Raw genomic sequence first — 16,334 nt, 5'->3', positions numbered from 1 at the left:
AAGACCAGGACCAGCGCCGGCATCAGGAACAGCTTCAGCACCGAAAGCACCAACGCCGGCCTGACATTGCCCGAAATGCCGAAGCGGCGCAGGCTGAGCCCCATGGCAAACAGCGCCACCGGACCGGCCGTATCGGCCAGCGCATCAACCAGGCGCATGGCGACGTCAGGCAGCGGCGCACCCGTGATGCGCCATGCAAGGCCTGCCAGAATGCCGATGATGAACGGATTCATGAAAAGCCGCCTGAGGAAGCTCCGGATAACGCGCAAGGGATGCACGGGTTCGCCGCTCCCGCGGCCGAAGACTTCGAACAGCACGATCGAGGCCATCAGCATGATCGGCAGATGAACGGAGACCAGCAGCGACAGCACTTCGAATCCGCTCGGGCCGAATATGCCAAGAATGAAGGGAACGCCGAGCAGCACGATATTGGAAAAGGCGGACGAAACCCCGCCGACGACGCCGGCGCGGGCATCCCTGCCGAAGATACGGGTGGTGACGAGATGGCCGGCGGCCCAGGTGATCGCCACGGCCGCGAAATAGGCGCCCCACAGCGACCAGGGCGCCACGCCGTGGAAATCGGCATTCACCATGGTCTGGAACAACAGCAGCGGCATCGCCACGCTGATCGCGAAATCGGCTATCCCCTCGCCGCTCGCTGGCTTCAAATAGCCGGTAAACCCGGCGAGATAGCCGAGCGCGACAAGGCTGAAGACGAAAAGGACGGTTTCGGTGAGCGGAGACATTTTTACCGTGACGGGCGAATTTCCCGTGATAGGCGAGCCACGACCGCGACGCAATCGCGCCTGAATTTGATCATCATCGGCTGGCAGCGTTATAGAGGGTTTGGATCATCAGGGCGGACACGAACGACAAATGGCTTTTGTCGGACTCTCGAACCTTAGTCGTTTGCGGCGGGCATGGCTGACGGCTATCGTCGCCGCACTGCTTTGCCTTGCCGCGACCGCGCTTGCAGTTGCCGAGACGAAAAGCCTTAAGGGCGTGGCGCTGATCATCGGCCAGTCGAATTACCTGCACATCGCCGCCCTGCCCAACCCCGCCAACGACGCCCGCGACATGGCCAAGATGCTGACCGACCTTGGCTTCGACGCCCGCAGCGTCACCGACCGCGACGCCACCAAGCTGAAGCGCGACCTGGAGCGGTTCACCGAAGATGCCGACGGCGCCGATGTCGCCTTCATCTACTACTCCGGTCATGGCATCGAGGCCGGCGGCGAAAACTATCTGGTTCCGGTCGATGCCGACGTCCCGTCGCTGAAGGATGCGGGCACCAGCCTTGTGCCGATATCGGCCGTCATGGAGGCATTGAAAAAGACAGTGCCGGTGACGATCATGCTGCTCGACGCCTGCCGCACCAATCCATTCCCCGCGGATGCCATGGTACGGCGCTCACCGACCGCTTCCGCCTCGCCCATAGGCGCCGGCGGGTTGGAGCCGGTGCGCGGCGCCAAGGCGCTCGGCAATGCACCGGCGGCCGACGCGAGCCTGGGTACAGTGGTCGGCTTTGCCGCAGAACCAGGTCATCCTGCACTTGATGGCGCCGCCGGCGAAAACAGCCCTTACGCGTCCGCCCTGCTGCGCCACCTCGCGGCGATGAAGGGCACCGAATTCGGCTCGGTCATGCGCATGGTGACCGAGGAGGTCTATCTCGACACAAAAGCGAAGCAGCGTCCCTGGATCAATGAAAGCCTGCGCCGGCTGCTCTATTTCGGCGTCGCACCAGTGGAGCCGACCGGCGACGACGGACTGATCACAGGCGAAAGGCGCCAGCTCCTGCTGACGATTTCCGACCTGCCCGACCCGAAACGGGCGCAGGTGGAACTGGCCTCGCTGCAGGAAGGCGTGCCGCTCGACGCGCTTTATGGCGTGCTGAAGGCGCTCGGCACGGAAAAGATCCCCGAAGACCCGACCGACCTGCAAAAGGTGCTCGACGCCCAGGCCGAGCGCCTGAAGAAGATGATGTCCGAGCGTGCAGCACTGCGCACCGACGATCCGGAGATCAAACGGCTTGTCGCTTCCGCCGACAAGGCGATCGGCCAGGGCGCCATCGTGACGGCGCGCAAATTCCTCGACGATGCGGTCGGCCGGGTCGAGCAGACCAACGATGCGGTCGATCAAGCCGAGGATATCGTCAAGCAGAAGCGTCTTGCCGACGCCGCGATCTATGCCAGGCGCGCCGATGCCTCGGGGCTGGTCTTCGATTACAAATCCGCTGCCGGCGACTATGCCAAGGCGTTTTCGCTGGCCGGAAAATGGGACGACAAGCTGCGCTGGAACTACAAGAACCAGGAAGCCGAGGCGCTCAACGCCTACGGCTACGCCACCGGCGACCTCGATGCGCTGCAGCACGCCATTGAGGCCTATCGCACCATCCTGAACTTCATCCCCAATGGCGAACAGAATCGCGACTGGGCCATCACCCGCAACAACATGGCGGTGGTGCTGCAGACCATCGGCGAGCGCGAGACGGAGACCGCGCGCCTTGAAGAGGCAGCGCGGATCTTTCGCGATTCCCTTGTCGTGTTCGAGCGCGAGAAGGACGACCTCAACTGGGCCGCCGCGCAGAACAATCTGGCCAATGTGCTGTTGAAGATCGGCGAGCGCGAGAGCGACCCGAAGCGCCTGAACGAGGCGGTGGTGGCGATGCGCGCGACGCTCCAGAAACGCCCGCGCGAGAAAGTGCCGCTCGACTGGGCCGCTTCGCAGAACAATCTCGGCCTGGCACTCTATGCGCTTTCCGAGCGCGAGGCCGCCGGCGAACATCTGACGCAAGCCGAGGCGGCCTACCGGCTGGCGCTTGAGGAATACACACGCGAAAAGGCGCCGGTTGAATGGGCGATGGTCGAGAACAATCTCGGCAACACGCTGGTGTCGCTCGGCATTCAGCTCAACGACAAGGCGAAGATAAACGAAGCGGCCGACGCGTTCCGTGCCGCGCTCGAGGTGCGAACCCGTGAGACCTTCCCCGTCTCATGGGCGACCAGCAGGCTCAACCTCGGCAACGCGCTGAGCGGCGTCGCCCGCTTCGATGTGGGCACCGGCGCGCTTGAAGAGGCCGCGGCCGCCTATGATGACGCACTGACGGTCTTTACCCGGCAGCGTTTCCCGATGGACTGGGCGTCGGCGCAGAACAATCTCGGTTCGATCTACCAGACGCTTGGCCAGCGCACCCGCGACGCGGCCAAGCTGGAGCAGTCGGCGAGCGCCTTCCGGGCAGCCCGGCAGGTCTATGTCAGACGAAAGTTCCCTCGCGATTGGGCAATGAGCCACTACAATCTCGGTAACACGCTGCAGCTCCTCGGCGGCGTCACCGACAAGCCGGAACATTATGGTGAAGCCATTGCCGCCTACCGCGATGCGTTGCGCGAGTACAAGCGCGAGACGAACCCCCGCCAATGGGCGCTGGCCCAGGCCGGCCTCGGCTCGACGCTGCACTGGCTGAGCATGAGCAATGCCGACTCCAGGACCCTGCTTGAGTCCATAGCGGCCCGCCGGGCAGCCCTCGAAGTACTCACCGTCGACGCGGCACCGGTCGACTGGGCCAACGCCCAGAACGGCATCGGCATGAGCCTGCTCAACCTCGGCAATCTCGAACGCACCGACAAATATCTCGGTGATGCCGAGGCCGCCTTCGCGGCCACGCTGAAGGTATTCACCAGGGAAAGCCTGCCTATGCAATGGGCCTTCTCGCAGAACAATCTCGGTGACGTCAGCTGGAATCGGGCCAGCTATGGCGGGGGCAAGGCCGAATATCAAAAGGCGATCGAATTCTTCGAGAACGCCAAGCAGGGCTTTACCGAAGCCGGCTACACGATCCCCATCCCGCTCACCGACCAGAAGATCGATCTGGTGAAGAAGCAGATGGCGAAGAAGTAGGTCTACGCATCCCGCCGACCGCGCCTTGTCTTTCGGCTGGCTTTACCGTCCCTATATGTCCCGTCACCGGAACCCATTGCCGGGAACCGGAGAAGGATAGCGGATGATTCGATTTGCCTTGGCGTTGTTCCTGTTTCTTATTCCCGGCGTAGCCCACGCCACGGATGCAGGCTGGGCGCTGCTGCGCGATGGCGGACATGTCGTGCTGCTGCGCCATGCCATGGTCACCGGCACCACCGACCCGGCCAATTTCGACATCGACAGTTGCGCCACCCAGATGAACCTGTCGGCGCGTGGCAAGCAACAGGCGAGCAAGATCGGCGCTCTGTTTGCCGCCCGTGCGGCACCGATCGAGCGCGTGTTGTCCAGCCGCTATTGCCGCTGCCTCGACACTGCCCGCATCGCCTTCGAGGCCGAGCCGGAGCTGTTTGCGCCGCTCGATCTCCTGAAGGGCGACGAGGCGCAGAAAACCGCGCAGATCGCCGCGATCCTCAAAGAAATCCGCGCCTATTCCGGCTCCGACAATCTGGTCATGGTTACCCATCTGGAAGACATCGTGGCGCTGACCGGCATCTCACCGCGCGAAGGCGAGGCCGTGGTCGTGGAGCCGCAGGGCGATGGCCTGCGCGTGCTCGGCCGCGTCACCTTCTGAGCGCCCTGCGCGCGATCGCTGACGTCGAAAGCGGTGTTGCCTAAATGCCACCGCCGCAAGAAGCCGCAAATCCGCCACGACAATGCCGCTTGCGACAACCCGTCGCAGGGGCTATAGGCGCGCTCCCGGTCACGAGAACCGAAGTGAGCACAACGGTTGGAGCTTTCGCCTCCGCCCGTGCAGGCGGCTTTGCCGCCCTGTATACGGCGCTGCTTTGGGATTGGGATCGCGGATGTAGCTCAGCGGGAGAGCGCCGGATTTGGGTCCGGAGGTCGGGGGTTCAATTCCCTTCATCTGCACCACGGATAGCTCAGTTTGGTTAGAGCATCAGATTGTTAATCTGACTGTCGAAGGTTCGATTCCTTCTCCATTGGCCTGAAAAGCCATCCGAAAAACGGTCCGGGGACTGGAATGCGAAAGACTGGACGGATGGCCCAAGCCCTCGGGCGCGGATCATCCCAAGCGTCTTTCGCCATCGGCTCGCGGCCAGGCCCGCGGTGACGATCAAGGCGCAGCGTCGCCGGCAAGGGAGGCCAAGGCCTCCGGCGCCCGCTTCACTGCCCCGCGATCCGCTCCCGAAGGCCCGCCACGGATTGATGCCACCAGTCCCCGGATCATTCGTGCCCGGGCTATGACGCAAGAGACGACGTGAAACGAGAAACGAAAGGAACGATCGACGCATGACTTGACGCCTCGCATGGGGCCATGCCCGACAGGAGTAAGACAATGACAATTCTCGACAAGGTTCTTGGGCGCGAGCGCGTCCTCGTAAAGGAAAACGAACGTGCCCTCACCCTCCACAAGGGGGAAATCAAGACTGTCCTGCTGCCGGGCGAGCACTGGCTCGCCAACCGGCGCGGCAGCCTCGAAGTGTCCCGGCACGATCTGAAGAACCCGGAATTCGTTTCGGCATACGAGAAGGCGTTGTTCGACAAGCTCCCGGATGTAGCCGCGCGTCATTTCACCGTCGTTCGCACCGGGCGCACGGATGTCGCCATCATCGAGCGTGACGGCAATCTGCACGCCGTGCTGGCGCCGGACCGCAAGCTGGTGCTGTGGACGGATGCCGGCCCGTGGAAGGTGACGCTGATCGACACATCAGTCGATCTCGCCATCGATGCGGCGGTCATGCGCCGGCTCGGCCAGGCCCGGAAGGCGGAATTGATGTCCGTCCATCCGGTCGTCGACGGTCAGGCCGGACTGCTGTTCATCGACGGTGTTCTGGTCAGGACGCTGACGGCGGGCGTGCATGGCTTCTGGAACGTCGGACGCATGGTGCAGATCAAGGTCGTCGACCTCAAGCGCCAGTCGCTCGACGTTGCCGGGCAGGAAGTGCTGACCAAGGATCGCGTGACGATCCGCGTCAACATCGCGGCCGAATACCGGGTCGTCGATCCTGTCAAGGCGGTCAGCATGGTGAAGGACTTCTCCGAAGCCCTCTACCGCGCCCTGCAGTACGCCTTCCGCAAGACCCTTGGCGCGCTGACACTCGATCAGATCCTTGAAAAGAAGGTGACGATCGACGAGGAGGCCGCTGGCAAGGTCCGCGCCGATATGGCCGAGATCGGGGTGGAGGTCAGCGATATCGCGCTCAAGGATGTCATCCTGCCGGGCGAGATGCGCGAGATCCTCAACCAGGTGGTGTCGGCCGAAAAGCAGGCCGAGGCCAACATCATCCGTCGCCGCGAGGAGACGAACGCGACGCGTTCCCTCCTCAACACGGCCAGGGTGATGGCGGAAAACCCGGTGATGCTGCGGTTGAAGGAGCTCGAGGCTCTGGAAACCATCGCCGGCAAGGTCGAGCGGCTGACCGTCCACAACGGAACCGGCGGGCTGCTGAACGATCTGGTCAAGCTCCGCGACAGCTGATGCATCTCGCCCAAAGTGGTTCCGGTTTTGGAAAAACGACCTGCATCGAAACAAAGGCTGACGTGACGTCAACAGAAGGGGCCGCCGGGTAAACCGGCGGCCCTTCTTGCGTTTCCTGGATGCCCTACCCATCTGCGCCCGGCGCATCAGGCCTTTTCCTGCCGGGAAAAACCGATTAGACAGCGCCCAAACAAGATGCGGACAGATTCCGCCCGCAACCGAAGGAAAAGCCCTTGTCCACCACGTTCGACAAAGTCGCCAAGATCATTGCCGACACCAGCGAGATCGATATCGACACGATTACGCCCGAGAGCCACACGATCGACGATCTCGGCATCGACAGCCTCGATTTCCTCGACATCGTCTTTGCCATCGACAAGGAATTCGGCATCAAGGTGCCACTGGAAAAGTGGACCCAGGAGGTCAATGACGGCAAGGCTTCGACCGACGATTACTTCGTCATGAAGAACCTGTGCGCCAAGATCGACGCGCTGGTTGCCGCCAAGACCGCCTGACATCGGTTGAGCGTTCGATCTTGACGCGCTCTGCCGCCTGACCCACAAAGCCGCACATGAGCAGCCCCCGCGACGTCGTCATATCAGGTATCGGCCTTGTCTCCTCGCTGGGGGAAGGTCCGGACGCCCATTGGCAAAAGCTCGTGCAGCCGGGGCTGGAACCGGTGCTCGAAGCGGCGCGCTTTGCACCCTATACCGTTCATCCATTGCCGGAGATCGACTGGAACCTGCAGATCGCCAAACGTGGCGATCAGCGCCAGATGGAAACCTGGCAGAGGCTCGGCACCTATGCCGCAGGCCTGGCGCTGGACGACGCCGGCATCAAGGGCAATGACGAACTCTGCACGACCATGGACATGGTCGTGGCCGCGGGCGGCGGCGAACGCGACGAGGCGGTCGATGCCGCCATTCTCGCCGCTTCGGAAAGCCGCAACGACCGCGATGTGCTGATCAACGAGAAATTGACCACCGAATTGCGGCCGACACTGTTCCTGGCGCAGCTTTCCAATCTGCTCGCCGGCAACATCTCCATCGTCCACAAGGTGACCGGTTCATCCAGAACCTTCATGGGCGAGGAAGGAGCCGGCGTCGCCGCCGTCGAGACAGCAGCCGCGCGCATCCGCTCCGGCCAGTCGACGCACATCCTGGTCGGCGGCGCCTTCCAGACCGAACATTCCGACATGCTGCTCGGCTATGAACTCGCCGGCTATCTGCATCGCGGCCCATGGAAGCCGGTCTGGCAAAGACAGGGCGCTGAGGGCGGCGGCGTCGTGACTGGATCCGGCGGTGCCTTCCTGGTGCTGGAGCAGCGCGAACACGCGACAAGCCGCGGCCGCAAGATCTATGCCGAGCTTGGGCCGGTCGTCTCCGGCCGCGCCAGGCGCCCACGGGGAGAACTCGACGCCCAGATCGCCGCCCTGCTCAAGCAGGCTGCAATGCCGAACGGCAAATTGCTGGCCATGTCGGGCGCGTCGGGCGCCCATACGGCAACCATCGCCGAGAAAGCCGCGCTCGACGCCAATCCGGCGATTGCCGCGCGCGGTTTCTCGACCCTGACCGGACACATGAAGGAAGCACAGTTTCCCTTCGCTGTGGCACTGGCGGCGCTGGCCGTCGATCGCAAGGCCGCCTACCCTGTTTTTGATGCCGCAGCCGAGAAGCCGTTCGAAGGGGTTCCCGCAACCGTCCTTGCAACGGCGATCGGCTATCACCAATTCGAGGGCATGGCGCTCGTCAACGCCGCCTGATGCGGTGGTCCACGATCCATGCCGCAACGATAGACGATCGAGGGCTACCGCATGGCCAATCTGAACGATCATATGGGCAGGCCGATCGTTGCCGTCACCGGCATCGGCGTGGTGACCTCGCTTGGCGTCGGCAAGGCCGATAATTGGGCGGCGCTGACCTCGGGCAAGTCGGGCATCCATCCGATTACCCGTTTTCCGGTCGATCATCTCAACACCCGCATCTCCGGCATGGTCGACTTCCTGCCGTCGAGCTCGAAGGGCTCCAGCCATCTCACCTATGAACTGGCGGAAACCGCCGCGCGTGAGGCCGTGGCCGAGTCCGGCCTCGATTCCGGTGATTTTGGTGGTCCTCTCTTCCTCGCTTCACCGCCGGTCGAACTCGACTGGCACGACCGCTTCGCGCTCTACAATTCCAATGATTTGGACTCCGGCGGCGAACGGCTGCTGCGGGTGGCGCGCGGATTGAAAGAACTCGACTTTTTCGAGACCACGCAGTTCGGCTCGATCGCCGGCCGGCTTGCCGACCGTTTCGGCACCCGCGGGCTGCCGATCACGCTGTCGACCGCCTGCGCTTCCGGCGCCACCGCCATCCAGCTCGGCGTCGAGGCGATCCGCCGCGGCGAATGCGACCGCGCGCTGTCGATCGGCGCCGACGGTTCGGCGACCGCCGAGGCGCTGATCCGCTTTTCGCTGCTGTCAGCGCTGTCGACCCACAACGACATTCCCGAAAAGGCGTCAAAACCTTTCTCCAAGGACCGCGACGGCTTTGTCCTCGCCGAGGGTTCGGGCGCGCTAGTGCTGGAATCACTGGAAACCGCACTCGCGCGCGGCGCCACGATTCTTGGCATCCTGCGCGGCTGCGGCGAAAAGGCGGACGATTTCCACCGCACCCGCTCGAAGCCGGACGCTTCGCCGGCGATCGCGGCGGTTCGTGCTGTGCTAGCCGATGCCGGCTTGAGCCAGGACGAGATCGACTACGTTAACGCCCACGGCACCTCGACGCCGGAAAACGACAAGATGGAGCATCTGTCGCTGTCGACGGTGTTCGGCGAGCGGATCGGCTCGATGCCGGTCTCGTCGAACAAATCGATGATCGGCCACACGCTGTCGGCGGCGGGCGCCGTCGAGGCGGCGTTCTCGCTGATGACGATGCGCGAAAGCGTCATTCCGCCGACCATCAACTATGACAATCCCGACCCCGCGATCGTGCTCGACGTGGTGCCGAACAAGAAGCGCAATGCCGAGGTCCGCACCGTTCTGTCGAACTCCTTCGGCTTCGGCGGCCAGAACACTTGCCTTGTCATGGCGCGGGAACCGGTCTAAGCGACCTTTTTCAGCCAGACCGAAACCGACAGGCCCAATGCGCGCATTGCAACTTATCGAGGACCGCCGTCTTGAAACGGTGGACCTGCCGCCTCCCCCACCGCCGGCACTTGGCGAAGTCACGCTGCGCATCAAGGCGGTGGCGCTGAACCATATCGACGTCTGGGGCTGGCGCGGCATGGCCTTCGCCAAGCGCAAGCTGCCTCTGGTCGTCGGCGCCGAAGCCTCGGGCGAGGTCGAGGCGGTAGGCTCCGGCGTTTCCAGCCTGCTGCCCGGACAATTGGTATCGATCTACGGCGCGCGCACCTGCGGCCTCTGCCGAGCCTGCCGCGAAGGCCGCGACAATCTCTGTGAACATGTTTCGGGTGTGCACGGTTTCCATCTCGACGGTTTCGCGCAAGAGAAGATCAATCTGCCGGCTCGCCTGCTGGTCCCTGCCCCGCCCGGCGTGACCGACATCGGCGCGGCGGTCGCGCCCGTCACCTTCGGCACGGTCGAGCACATGCTGTTCGACAACGCCAGGCTACAGCCCGGCGAGACGATCCTTATCCATGCCGGCGGATCCGGCATCGGCTCTGCGGCCATCCAGCTGGCCAAGCGGATGGGCTGCACCATCATCACCACGGTCGGCTCCAACGACAAGATCGACAAGGCCAAGGCGCTCGGCGCCGACCATGTCATCAACTACCGCGACGACCGTTTCGAGGGCGTCGTGCGCAAGCTGACCAAGAAGAAGGGCGTCGATGTCGTCTTCGAACATGTCGGCGCCGACACTTTTGCCGCCTCGATGCTGTGCCTGAAGCGCGGCGGCCGCCTGGTGACCTGCGGTTCGACTTCCGGCGTGTCGACGCAGATCAATCTGATGCAGCTGTTCCAGCAGCAATTGAAACTGCTTGGCTCGTTTGGCTGCCGCATGGAAAACATGGCCAACGCCATGCAGAAAATGGCGGCGGGACAGGTCGCACCCGTCATCGACACCGAAGTCGGCTTCGACGGTATCGACGCCGCGCTGAAGCGCATGGAAGGCCGCGACGTTTTCGGCAAGATCATCCTGCGCGTCGGCTAGAGCCTTGACCTCTGTGTTCAAGAAGTTCCGCCGGGATCTAAAATTTCGCTACGGCAGGCAACTGCGCCAGCTCAATTACTGGCTGGTGGCGCGCGCCGCAATGATGATCATCTCGGTCCTGCGCCTGCTGCCGGCCGACAGTGCGTTGAATTTCGCCGACCGCGCCGCACGCATGGTCGGCCCCCGGGTGGGACGCCATCAGGTCGCCGTCGACAATCTGCGCAAGGCCTATCCGGAAAAGGGCGAAGCCGAGATCCAGGCGATCGCCTCCGACATGTGGGGCAACATGGCCCGTCTCGCCGCGGAATACATCTTTCTCGACGCCCTCTTCGACTATGACCCTACAGCGATCAAGGCCGGCCGCATCGAGGTCAAAGGAGCGGACCACTTCCTCGAAATCGCCAGCGAAGTGAAGCCGCACATCGTCTTTACCGGCCATCTCGGCAATTTCGAACTTCTGCCGGTGGCGGCGGCGACCTTCGGCATGAACATCACGGCGCTGTTTCGCCCACCCAACAATCCTTATCTTGCCGACTACATCCTCTCGACGCGCCGCTCGACCATGGGCTCGTTGCTGCCATCGATGGCCGGTGCCTCATTCGCCTTGGCCGGGGTCCTGGAGAACGGCGGCAACATCGGCATCCTTGTCGACCAGAAATTCTCCAACGGACTGGAGACGACATTCTTCGGCCGTCCGTGCCAGAGCAATCGGGTGCTGGCCACCCTTGCCCGTCACTATGACTGCGACGTCTATCCGGCGCGCTGCATCAGGCTGCCAGGCAACCGCTTCAGGCTCGAAATCGAGGACAAGCTGACATTGCCGCGCACGGCTGACGGCAGCGTCGATGTCCACGCCACCACCCAGCGTCTCAACGATGTCGTCGAACGCTGGGTGCGAGAAGATCCCGGCCAGTGGATGTGGTTCCACAAAAGGTGGGAGATCAGCGGCGGGCGTCGAAAGCGGCCCTCGCAGGCAAAAGCGACCCCAAACGCTTAAACAGAACTGCTGGCGAGGGTGTTAGCCCTGCGCCAGCCGACACAACGGCGAACCTGAATCTCTTCAGTTGGTGACGACAATGCGCGTGTTGCCGAAACCGGCTTGCCGAACCATCGCATAGAAGGCGGCGGCGTTGGTCGGGTGCAAGCGCACACAGCCATGCGATGCCGGACGCCCGAGTTGCCTCACCGCGCCGGTGCCGTGAATGGCATAGCCGCCGCGGAAGAACACCGAATGAGGCATCGGCGACATGTCGTATTTGCGCGAATACCACATCCGCGCAGTCCGTTGCGGCCGATAGCTGCCGCGCGGCGTAATGTAACCTTTGCGCGCGGTGGAGACGCTCCACCGGTAAACCGACGCGCCATATCTGACGGTCATCGTCTGCGACGACACGTCAATATTTGCAACGAGGCTGGCTGCCCAGCCCTGCCCCGAAGCACCGAACAGCATCGCAACAAACACGGCTGCCATGAGAACTGTCTTTTTCATGCGATCAAACCCCTTTGATTGCCCCTAACCTGTCTGCCCTCAAATTGTTTTTCATCTTTTTAATGGCAGATGAACGGGCTAACACACACTCCTTGACCAATTTGCCAATCCAAAGCAGAGAATTTGAACGATTTCCCGCGATAGTTGCCGCAACGACACGCCGCACGGGCTCGATCACCAACGGGCTTGCAAAACTGCCGAGATCGCTGCTCAACTCCGCGCATGAACGAGCGACTCCTCCAGGCAATCGATGATCGTCGCGACGATGTCGTCGCGCTGACTACTGAGCTGATCCGGTTTCCGACCATCAATCCACCCGGCGAGGCCTATCGGCCATGCGCCGAATATCTCGGCGGGCGGCTGAAGAAGAGTGGTTTCGAGACCGAATTCATCCGCGCCGAAGGCACGCCCGGCGACACCGACCGCTACCCGCGCGTCAATGTCGTTGCCCGTTTCGACGGAAGATCGTCAGGCGCCTGCGTCCACTTCAACTCGCATATCGACGTGGTCGAAGCCGGCGACGGCTGGACCGTCGATCCTTTTGCCGGCATCGTCAAAGACGGCAAGGTCTATGGTCGCGGGGCCTGCGACATGAAGGGCGGACTGGCCGCCTCGATCATCGCAGCCGAAGCCTTCCTGGAAGTCTTCCCCGACTTTCCCGGCGCCATCGAAATATCCGGCACCGTCGACGAGGAGTCCGGCGGCTTCGGCGGCGTCGCCCATCTGGCCAGACTCGGCTATTTCTCAAAACCCAGGGTCGACCACGTCATCATTCCCGAGCCGCTCAACAAGGACCGCATCTGCCTCGGGCATCGCGGCGTCTGGTGGGCGGAGATCGAGACCAAGGGCGAGATCGCGCACGGCTCGATGCCGTTTCTCGGCGACAATGCGGTGCGCCACATGGGCGCCGTGCTGAGGGCTTTCGAGGACGAGCTGTTCCCTGCGCTTGACCGCAAGATGACGCGCATGCCGGTCGTGCCCGAAGGGGCTAAACGCTCGACCATGAACATCAATTCGATCCATGGCGGCCAGACCGAGGACTTCCGGCCCGGCCTGCCGTCGCCCAACGTGCCCGACTCCTGCCGGCTGACCATCGACCGTCGCTTCCTCCTCGAGGAAGATCTCGACACCGTCAAAGGCGAAGTGACCGGTATTCTCGACCGGCTAAAGCGCGAGCGGACAAAATTCGACTACGAAATCCGCGACCTGATGGAAGTGCTGCCGCTGATGACCGAGCGCGACGCCCCGGTGGTCAAGGCGGTTGCGCAAGGCATCATGGCGATCTTCGACCGCGAACCCGACTATGTCATTTCGCCCGGCACCTACGACCAGAAGCACATTGCGCGCATCGGCCATATCTATGATTGCATCGCCTATGGGCCGGGCATTCTCGACCTCGCCCACCGGCCGGACGAATGGGTCGGGATATCGGACATGGTAGAATCGGCCAAGGTGATGGCGATAGGGCTCAATGTGCTGCTGCGCGGCACAGCCGCGGGGTAAGGCGCACCGCGACAAGCTTCGACCTGCCGATGCGGTGGCCAGGACAAAAACATTCCCGGCCACGCCAACGGGCAGAACGAAACGCAATTTACTCCGTGGCGAAATCACGCTTCTATCGCCCGGGTTCGAGCACGTGTCTGAAACGCATGGGGAGTCGCACGATGAAACTGTGGAAAACCATCCTGGCGGCCGCGGTGCTGTCGCTGGCCGCCGGCGCTTCCGCGTTTGCCGCGCGGACCGACCTGGTCATCGGCATTCCGCTCGAACCCCCGCATCTCGATCCGACCGCAGGTGCCGCCGCGGCAATCGACGAGGTTCTATATGCCAATGTGTTCGAGGGCCTGACACGCATCGGGCCCACTGGCGAGGTGCTGCCAGATCTGGCCGAAAGCTGGACCATTTCCGATGATGGAAAGGTCTACACCTTCAAGCTGCACACCGGCGTGAAATTCCATGACGGCACCGACTTCGATGCCGGCGACGTGAAATTCTCGCTCGATCGAGCCCGCGCCGAAAATTCGGTCAACGCGCAAAAGGGCCTATTCGCGGCCATCGATACGATAGACGTCGTCGATCCGGCGACCGTCAAAGTAACGCTGAAGAACCCGCAGGGATCCTTCCTCTACAATATGGGCTGGGGTGACGCGGTGATCGTGGCGCCGGAATCGGCAGAGACCAACAAGGAGAAACCGATCGGCACCGGCCCGTTCAAGTTCCAGAGCTGGGCCAAGGGATCGTCGATCACGCTGGTCAAATCGGACAATTACTGGGGCACACCGGCGTCCCTCGACAAGGCCGAATTCCGCATCGTGCCCGATGCCGCGGCCTATGTGCCGGCCCTGCTTTCCGGCGACATCCAGGCTTTCCCGTTCTTCGATGCCGACAGCCTCGCGCAGGTCAAGGACGATCCGCGCTTCAAGGTGGTGATCGGCTCGACCGAGGGTGAGACCATCCTGTCGATCAACAACAAGAAGCCTCCTTTCGACAAGTTGCAGGTGAGGCAGGCGATCTCCTACGCGCTCGATCGCAAGGCGATCATCGACGGCGCCTCGGCCGGCCTCGGCCAGCCGATCGGCTCGCACATGTCGCCGGCCAGCAAGGATTATGTCGACCTCACCGGCCGCTACCAGCATGATGTCGCCAAGGCCAAGGAATTGCTGAAAGAGGCAGGCCTCGAAAACGGCTTCAAGGCGACGCTGAAACTGCCGCCGCCCGCCTATGCCCGCCTCGGTGGCGAAATCATAGCCTCACAACTTCGCGACGTCGGCATCGATCTGGAGATCATCCCGGTCGAATGGGCGCAGTGGCTGGATCAGGTGTTCACCAAGAAGGATTACGACCTGACCATCGTCTCCCACACCGAGCCCAACGACATCGATATCTATTCGCGCAAGGACTATTACTTCAACTACGACAACCCGGCCTTCGACAAGGTGATTGCCGATCTCGGCGTCACCTCCGACGAAGCCAAGCGCAAGGAATTGCTGGGGCAGGCACAGAAGATCCTGGCCGACGACGCCGTGGTCGGATTCCTCTACGAATTGCCGAAGGTCGGCGTCTGGGACGCCAAGCTGGAAGGCCTGTGGGAAAACGCCCCGATCCAGGCCAATGATTTGACCAAGGTGAAGTGGAGCGAGTGATCCCCCACCTTCCATGACCGCCTACCTCCTAAAACGCTTCGCCGTCGCGCTCGCCACGCTGGTGCTGGCTTCCATGGTGGTGTTCGCCGTCCTGGAGATCCTGCCCGGCGATCCGGCGCGGCTGATGCTGGGCATGAATGCCAGCGCCGATCAGGTCGAGCTGCTGCGCAACCAGATGGGCCTCAACGCGCCGCTGGCCTTGCGCTACCTGCAATGGGCCGGCGGCCTGCTCAGTCTCGATTTCGGCCGCTCCTACACCTATTCGGTGCCGGTCATCGATCTGGTGCGCGAGCGGCTTGCCGTCTCGCTGCCGCTGGCGCTGATTGCGCTTGCGCTCTCCACCATCATCGCGATTCCCGTTGGCCTGTTTTCCGCCAGCCGGCGTGGACGCGCCGGTGATACGATTTCGATGGGCGCCGCACAGCTTGGCGTCGCCGTGCCCAATTTCTGGTTCGCGCTGATGCTGATCTATGTTTTCGCCGTCTGGCTGCGGCTGGTCCCGGCCGGTGGGTTTCCCGGCTGGAGTGCTGGCATCTGGCCAGCCTTGAAATCGCTGCTGCTGCCGGCGGTCGCACTTGCCTTGCCGCAAGCCGCGATCCTGGCGCGCGTTACCCGCTCGGCGCTGATCGAGGTGCTGAACGAGGACTATATCCGCACCGCCCGCGCCAAGGGCCTGCCCTATCGCGCAGTCTTGTGGCGGCATGCACTGCGCAACGCCATGATCCCGGTGCTGACCATTCTGGGCCTGCAGTTTGCCTTCCTGCTTGCCGGCACCATCATCATCGAGAATGTCTTTTACCTGCCCGGCCTCGGCAGGCTGGTGTTCCAGGCCATCACCCAGCGCGATCTGATCGTCGTCGAAAGCGTCGTCATGCTGCTGGTCGCCGCCGTCATCGCCGTCAACCTCCTCGTCGACCTTTCCTATGCGGTTGTCGATCCGCGCTTGAGAAGCCGGCAATGACGCTGCAAATCGAGATGTCAGAAGAGACGTTTGGCAACATCCTGGGCAAGGCGTTCAGGAATACCGCCTTCGTGGCCGGTTTCGTCATCACGCTGCTGATCCTGGCAATGGCTGTAGTCTCTTATGGCTGGACGCCCTACGACGTCACCAAACTGGTGATATCGGACAAGAC

Annotated in this window: 13 protein-coding genes and 2 tRNA genes; 13 read left to right on the top strand and 2 right to left on the bottom strand. The window is 62.8% G+C overall.

All coding sequences use genetic code 11. The features are described from left to right. On the bottom strand, window positions 1–746 hold a 746-nt coding region (locus EOB49_RS28550; protein WP_164781837.1), incomplete at its 3' end, for an AEC family transporter. 130 nt (window positions 747–876) lie between these two features. Here EOB49_RS28550 and EOB49_RS28545 point away from each other — a divergent pair. The 10 genes from EOB49_RS28545 to EOB49_RS28500 all read left to right on the top strand — a co-directional run bounded on the left by EOB49_RS28545 (window position 877) and on the right by EOB49_RS28500 (window position 11,566). After that, window positions 877–3,897 carry a caspase domain-containing protein gene (locus tag EOB49_RS28545; protein ID WP_127382940.1) on the top strand — a complete coding sequence of 1,007 codons (3,021 nt, stop codon included), beginning with the start codon at window positions 877–879 and terminating at the stop codon, window positions 3,895–3,897. 103 nt (window positions 3,898–4,000) lie between these two features. Next, window positions 4,001–4,549 carry a histidine phosphatase family protein gene (locus EOB49_RS28540; protein ID WP_127321366.1) on the top strand — a complete coding sequence of 183 codons (549 nt, stop codon included), beginning with the start codon at window positions 4,001–4,003 and terminating at the stop codon, window positions 4,547–4,549. Between the two features lie 228 nt (window positions 4,550–4,777). Continuing rightward, window positions 4,778–4,851, top strand: a tRNA-OTHER gene (locus EOB49_RS28535). A 2-nt stretch (window positions 4,852–4,853) separates the two neighbouring features. After that, window positions 4,854–4,923, top strand: a tRNA-Asn gene (locus EOB49_RS28530). A 352-nt stretch (window positions 4,924–5,275) separates the two neighbouring features. Beyond that, window positions 5,276–6,418: a slipin family protein gene (locus EOB49_RS28525; RefSeq protein WP_023812260.1), complete on the top strand. Its 1,143-nt coding sequence runs from the start codon at window positions 5,276–5,278 to the stop codon at window positions 6,416–6,418. Window positions 6,419–6,651: 233 nt separating this feature from the next. Then, window positions 6,652–6,933: an acyl carrier protein gene (locus EOB49_RS28520; protein WP_010909964.1), complete on the top strand. Its 282-nt coding sequence runs from the start codon at window positions 6,652–6,654 to the stop codon at window positions 6,931–6,933. A gap of 56 nt (window positions 6,934–6,989) precedes the next feature. Further along, window positions 6,990–8,180, top strand: a complete 1,191-nt coding sequence (locus tag EOB49_RS28515; protein WP_127382939.1) for a beta-ketoacyl-ACP synthase — start codon at window positions 6,990–6,992, stop codon at window positions 8,178–8,180. Window positions 8,181–8,231: 51 nt separating this feature from the next. Further along, entirely contained in the window at window positions 8,232–9,503 is a 1,272-nt protein-coding gene (locus EOB49_RS28510) for a beta-ketoacyl-ACP synthase (protein ID WP_027039033.1), read from the top strand. Window positions 9,504–9,540: 37 nt separating this feature from the next. Continuing rightward, window positions 9,541–10,569, top strand: a complete 1,029-nt coding sequence (locus EOB49_RS28505; protein WP_127269349.1) for a zinc-binding dehydrogenase — start codon at window positions 9,541–9,543, stop codon at window positions 10,567–10,569. A 13-nt stretch (window positions 10,570–10,582) separates the two neighbouring features. Beyond that, window positions 10,583–11,566 carry a lipid A biosynthesis lauroyl acyltransferase gene (locus EOB49_RS28500; protein WP_164781838.1) on the top strand — a complete coding sequence of 328 codons (984 nt, stop codon included), beginning with the start codon at window positions 10,583–10,585 and terminating at the stop codon, window positions 11,564–11,566. 63 nt (window positions 11,567–11,629) lie between these two features. Here EOB49_RS28500 and EOB49_RS28495 read toward each other — a convergent pair whose 3' ends face one another. Continuing rightward, window positions 11,630–12,058, bottom strand: a complete 429-nt coding sequence (locus EOB49_RS28495) for a L,D-transpeptidase (protein WP_023812266.1) — start codon at window positions 12,056–12,058, stop codon at window positions 11,630–11,632. Window positions 12,059–12,280: 222 nt separating this feature from the next. On the opposite strand from EOB49_RS28495, the gene EOB49_RS28490 reads away from it, so the two are divergent. The 3 genes from EOB49_RS28490 (at window position 12,281) to EOB49_RS28480 (ending at window position 16,162) form a co-directional block, all read left to right on the top strand. Continuing rightward, window positions 12,281–13,561, top strand: a complete 1,281-nt coding sequence (locus EOB49_RS28490) for an acetylornithine deacetylase/succinyl-diaminopimelate desuccinylase family protein (protein ID WP_127382937.1) — start codon at window positions 12,281–12,283, stop codon at window positions 13,559–13,561. 161 nt (window positions 13,562–13,722) lie between these two features. Next, a complete protein-coding gene (locus EOB49_RS28485; protein WP_127382936.1) occupies window positions 13,723–15,201 on the top strand; it encodes an ABC transporter substrate-binding protein in 1,479 nt (492 codons plus the stop codon). A gap of 13 nt (window positions 15,202–15,214) precedes the next feature. Beyond that, window positions 15,215–16,162, top strand: coding sequence for an ABC transporter permease (locus tag EOB49_RS28480; protein WP_127382935.1), 948 nt, complete (start codon window positions 15,215–15,217; stop codon window positions 16,160–16,162). Window positions 16,163–16,334: the final 172 nt, after the last annotated feature.

The sequence above is a fragment of the Mesorhizobium sp. M7A.F.Ca.MR.148.00.0.0 genome (genome assembly GCF_003997735.1).
In the GTDB taxonomy this organism is placed as follows: Bacteria; Pseudomonadota; Alphaproteobacteria; order Rhizobiales; family Rhizobiaceae; genus Mesorhizobium.
Note: the sequence above shows the minus strand (reverse complement) of the source record. Positions and strands in the feature narration are given on the sequence as shown.

What these genes read in the sequence shown, in the direction of transcription:
- EOB49_RS28545 (WP_127382940.1), top strand. Translation starts at nt 877, where the DNA reads ATGGCTTTTGTCGGACTCTCGAACCTTAGTCGTTTGCGGCGGGCATGG.
- EOB49_RS28540 (WP_127321366.1), top strand. Translation starts at nt 4,001, where the DNA reads ATGATTCGATTTGCCTTGGCGTTGTTCCTGTTTCTTATTCCCGGCGTA.
- EOB49_RS28525 (WP_023812260.1), top strand. Translation starts at nt 5,276, where the DNA reads ATGACAATTCTCGACAAGGTTCTTGGGCGCGAGCGCGTCCTCGTAAAG.
- EOB49_RS28515 (WP_127382939.1), top strand. Translation starts at nt 6,990, where the DNA reads ATGAGCAGCCCCCGCGACGTCGTCATATCAGGTATCGGCCTTGTCTCC.
- EOB49_RS28510 (WP_027039033.1), top strand. Translation starts at nt 8,232, where the DNA reads ATGGCCAATCTGAACGATCATATGGGCAGGCCGATCGTTGCCGTCACC.
- EOB49_RS28505 (WP_127269349.1), top strand. Translation starts at nt 9,541, where the DNA reads ATGCGCGCATTGCAACTTATCGAGGACCGCCGTCTTGAAACGGTGGAC.
- EOB49_RS28495 (WP_023812266.1), bottom strand. Translation starts at nt 12,058, where the DNA reads ATGAAAAAGACAGTTCTCATGGCAGCCGTGTTTGTTGCGATGCTGTTC.
- EOB49_RS28490 (WP_127382937.1), top strand. Translation starts at nt 12,281, where the DNA reads ATGAACGAGCGACTCCTCCAGGCAATCGATGATCGTCGCGACGATGTC.
- EOB49_RS28485 (WP_127382936.1), top strand. Translation starts at nt 13,723, where the DNA reads ATGAAACTGTGGAAAACCATCCTGGCGGCCGCGGTGCTGTCGCTGGCC.
- EOB49_RS28480 (WP_127382935.1), top strand. Translation starts at nt 15,215, where the DNA reads ATGACCGCCTACCTCCTAAAACGCTTCGCCGTCGCGCTCGCCACGCTG.